The organism is Microcystis sp. LEGE 08355, from assembly GCF_015207185.1.
Lineage (GTDB): Bacteria > Cyanobacteriota > Cyanobacteriia > Cyanobacteriales > Microcystaceae > Microcystis > Microcystis panniformis.
Genome location: NZ_JADEXI010000696.1, coordinates 1 through 2,227, shown reverse-complemented (window position 1 = coordinate 2,227; position 2,227 = coordinate 1). Strand labels below are relative to the sequence as shown.

The 2,227-nt window shown below is 48.1% G+C and carries 3 protein-coding genes; 1 reads left to right on the top strand and 2 read right to left on the bottom strand.

Features of this window, described 5'->3' with window-relative positions; translation table 11 throughout:
• Positions 1–173: 173 nt before the first annotated feature.
• Complete coding sequence (gene ilvA / locus IQ242_RS23040) at positions 174–1,685, bottom strand: threonine ammonia-lyase, biosynthetic (protein WP_193961552.1); 1,512 nt, start codon at positions 1,683–1,685, stop codon at positions 174–176.
• Positions 1,686–1,776: 91 nt separating this feature from the next.
• A complete protein-coding gene (locus IQ242_RS23035; RefSeq protein WP_193961551.1) occupies positions 1,777–2,100 on the bottom strand; it encodes a hypothetical protein in 324 nt (107 codons plus the stop codon).
• 14 nt (positions 2,101–2,114) lie between these two features.
• Here IQ242_RS23035 and IQ242_RS23030 point away from each other — a divergent pair.
• A partial coding sequence (locus tag IQ242_RS23030) for a helix-turn-helix domain-containing protein (protein WP_193961550.1) occupies positions 2,115–2,227 on the top strand: 113 nt, incomplete at its 3' end.

Here is a 2,227-nt window from a genome sequence, read left to right as displayed (position 1 = left end):
GGTGTGGGGTGTAGGGTGTGGGGTTTTACCGATTTTGAGGTAGTCAGTTACCCAATTTTCAGGGAAAAAGTGCCTGAATTTTACCCCCGATCACTCCAATGGTCAGCACTTTTTGCGGGGAAAAAAGTCTAAAACCCTTATCCAACAAGGTTTTTAGATTTATTCAGCCAACTTTAACCTAAAAATAACTGATAGGCCGGATTTTGACTTTCATCCCAATAGCGATAGCCGAGAGTATCGAGAAAAGCTTGCCATTGATTCATTTCATCGGGGGGGACTTGTATGCCCACGACGATGCGCCCGTAATCGGCCCCGTTATTGCGATAATGGAAAACGCTGATATTCCAGTGGGGACTCATGGAGGCGACAAATTTCATTAAAGCCCCCGGTCGTTCGGGAAACTCGAAGCGATAAAATAATTCATGATCGGCTAAATGCGATCGCCCTCCCACCATGTGGCGCAGATGCAATTTAGTCAATTCGTCATCGCTAATATCGAGGGTTTTAAAGCCGCAAGCTTCAAAACTCTCGGCTAATTTCTTGGCATCGCTGCGATTTTCGATCTGGGCGCCGACAAAAATATGTGCTTCTTTTTCATCGGCAATGCGATAACTAAATTCGGTTAAATTGCGTTTGCCGACACATTCGCAAAAACGCCGTAAACTGCCAGGCTCTTCGGGAATAGTCACAGCATACAACGCCTCGCGCCGTTCCCCTAATTCTGCCCTTTCCGCCACAAACCGCAAACGATCAAAGTTCATATTCGCCCCACAAGCCACAGCAACGAGCGTTTTATCCTCAATTCCCTCTCTTTCTACATAAGCTTTCGCTCCTGCTACCGCCAACGCCCCCGCAGGTTCTAAAATCGAGCGTGTATCTTGAAAAACATCCTTAATCGCCGCACAAATATCGTCCGTATCCACGAGGATAATCTCATCCACATACTGCTGACAGAGACGAAAAGTCTCCTCTCCCACCTCGCGCACCGCCACCCCATCGGCAAATAATCCCACCTGGGACAAACGCACCCGATAACCGGCTTTTAGGGATTGATTCATCGCGTCTGAGTCCACAGGTTCCACCCCGATAATTTTAATTTCTGGACGTAAACGCTTGACATAGGCTGCAATACCTGATATTAGCCCGCCGCCACCAATAGCGACAAAAATGGCCTCGATCGGTTGCTGATATTGTCGTAAAATCTCCATACCGATCGTACCCTGGCCGGCGATTACCTCCGGGTCATCGAAGGGATGGATAAAAGTTAAACCTTTTTCCGCTTCTAACTGCCGTGCGTAGGTGTAGGCATCATCGTAGGTGTCACCGTGCAGGACGACAATCCCGCCCCGGGCTTTTACCGCGTCGATTTTGACTTGCGGAGTGGTGACAGGCATAACGATAATCGCTTGGGTTCCCAATTGCCGCGCTCCCAAAGCGACTCCCTGAGCATGATTTCCCGCCGAGGCAGCAATTACGCCTTTTTGTAACAAATCCCTTGACAAATGCGCCATTTTGTTGTAGGCACCGCGCAGTTTAAAAGAGAAAACCGACTGCATATCCTCGCGCTTGAGTAAAAGCTGATTGTGCAAGCGTTGGGAGAGATTGGGGGCAAATTCCAAGGGGGTTTCTTGGGCGACATCGTAAACCCGTGCGGTGAGGATTTGAACCAGGTAATCGCAGTACATTATTCTTTTTTGGCGGTGGGGATTCGCGAGTCAGTCCAGTATCCAGAATAGATCATCGTCGGTCTGGTTAGCAATAAAGAGCTATCAGCTGTCAGCCGTCAGCTTTTTGCTCTGTGTTCCCTACTTCCCACTTCCCACTGATGTAACCTCTCAATAACTGCTGGAAGCTGTCGCGAACAAAAATCAAGGTCGTGTAGGGGTTGCTATGAGGGAGAAAATCTGGTTTAACACAGATAGGAGGATTGCCACAGAGAGCCAAAGGAAAATTGAGAAAGCCCTCCGCCAAGAAGTAGATAGCTGACAAAACCTCGTGAGGAGCCTGACTGAGCAACTCCAACAACAACAAGCCATCATCGAAAATTTTGGGTCTGAAACCCCGTCGTTCTACGACGGCTTTACTGTTAAATATGAGCATCGTTTACGAAATATATGCTAAAATGTGAGGTATGGAAAAGCTATCGCTACCGATTTTACCCCACAGCAGAACAAGAGTCGCTATTGCGGCGCACCTTGGGCTGTGTAAGATTAGTTTACAATAAAGC